Below are 1846 nucleotides of genomic sequence, written 5' to 3' on the forward strand. Positions count from 1 at the left end.
ACGCGTTCCTTGAGCAGGTAGCCCATGCCGGCCGGTTGATCGGCCAGCAGCCGTCGCGCGTAGAGCGGTTCGAGGTACTGGCTGAGCAGCAGCACCGCCGTCGATGGATAGAGCTCGCGCACCTGGCGGGCTGCCACCAGCCCTTCATCGGTGTGCGTGGGCGGCATTCGTATGTCGATGATCGCCGCATCCGGACGCTGCTTCGCCACGGCTCTCATCAGGGTCTGGCCATCCGCACACTCCGCCTCGACGTCGATGCCTGCGGTCCGCAGCAGCTGCGCTAACCCGGCGCGCACGAGCAGGACGTCGTCGGCGATCACGACTCGCATCGGAAGCGCACCTCCACCTCGGGGTGGTCGTCGGCATCCATCCGGATGCTGCACTCCCCCTCCGCTGCGCCGACCCTATCGAGGACCGGCTCCGGCAAACCCACCTCTGGACCGCGGATCACGACGACCACTTGGTGTGTCTGGATGTCGATGGTCAGGGTGGATTCGCCGGGGCGCTTGAGTGAGGTCTCGAGCAGCGCATCGAGCACCGTATAGATCTCACGACTCCGGTCGGGGGGCAGCGCCAGCCCGGTCTCCCCGGTCGCGACGACGCGCGAGAGACCGGCGTCGGCAGCACGCTGCTGCACCGCTGGCCCGAGGCCATCGCTCTCCACGAGTGGTGAGCTGGAGCGGCCGCCCACGGTCCGTAGGTGTTCTAGGCAACGCGAGACCTCGCCGATCGCGTCATCGAGCACCGACGCCCGCTGGGCGTCGGGTGTTTGTGCCCGGGCGACCTGCATCCCGATCAGGGCACCGACGGCACGTTGTTGCACGATGTCGTGCAGGTCGCGGCCGAGTCGTTCGCGTTCGGCATCGAAGGCGTGGACGATCCGACGGCGCGATGCCAGCAGTTCCTCGGAGTGCGCGCGTGCGGCGGCGGCGAGGCGCGCGTTGTCCACGGCGAGCCGTTGGGCGGGGGACAGCACTCGGGCGACCTGATCGTTGAGGGGTGTGAGCTCCGGTGACGCCAGCATCGCGTCGTGCATGTTGCGAGCGGCGCGACGGATTCTTAGCAGCCGCGCCCGCTCCACGACGATGAGCACGCAAGCCACGGCCAAGGCGAGTGCGACGACGTCATCAGCGCGTGGGCCCGCGGCATTCCACGGCACCCACCACGGTGTCAGGGCGATGACCCCCGCTGCCCCGGCCCGCAAGATGTGGCCAAAGCGGACTCTGGCTGGATCTGCCAGCACGCCACGAAATGCCAGCACTGCCGCGACGGTGACCAGCACGGCGACCGCGCGCCGGCCCAGTTGCGGGTCCATCGCGCCGAAGAGGCCCGGCCCGGCGACACAGATCCGGGTGCAGGCGGGGTCGGTCAGCGGGTCGATCGTGACGGCGCGAAGGGCCATCGCTGCCAACGCGACTACCCAGGCCGCTGGCACTGGACCGAGCCGGGCGGGTGCCCCTGCTGAGGTATGCAGCGCGACGACCGCTGTCGGCACCAGGCACGCAATGGACAGGAGGAGGACGCTCAGGCTGCTGTTGGTGCCGGGAACGGCCGCCACCAAGGGTGCCAGCCACCCCGCGGTTGCCGCCGTCGTGGCCCATCCCCGCGCGGGCTGCTCGGGGCCGACCAGCCAGGCCACGGCAACCGCTGACGCGGCCGCGATTACCCAGATCGGCGCCCACCCGGGTGCGGCGAATCCGCCCACTGGGCTGGCTGCCCACTGAGGTCCGGAGGCCCAGATCACCAGGGCGACGGTGAGACCGGTGGTGATTGAGGCCGCGACCCAGCCAAGTCTTCCCCAGGAACTTCCGCGGCTGTTCACGGCGACCCCGCTCTGGGCCCGCAC

The 1846-nt window shown here is 70.1% G+C and carries 2 protein-coding genes; both read right to left on the reverse strand.

Annotation, left to right across the window (positions count from 1 at the left end; all coding sequences use genetic code 11):
* Positions 1 to 320 (reverse strand): response regulator (locus WAW85_RS06445; RefSeq protein ID WP_422558805.1); only part of this gene is annotated, 320 nt, incomplete at its 3' end.
* Positions 317 to 1846, reverse strand: a 1530-nt coding sequence (locus WAW85_RS06450; protein WP_422558806.1) for a histidine kinase, incomplete at its 5' end; no start/stop codon positions are given. The genes WAW85_RS06450 and WAW85_RS06445, both read right to left, overlap by 4 nt.

It is taken from the genome of Gordonia sp. (in: high G+C Gram-positive bacteria), from assembly GCF_049299075.1.
Taxonomy (GTDB): domain Bacteria; phylum Actinomycetota; class Actinomycetes; order Mycobacteriales; family Mycobacteriaceae; genus Gordonia.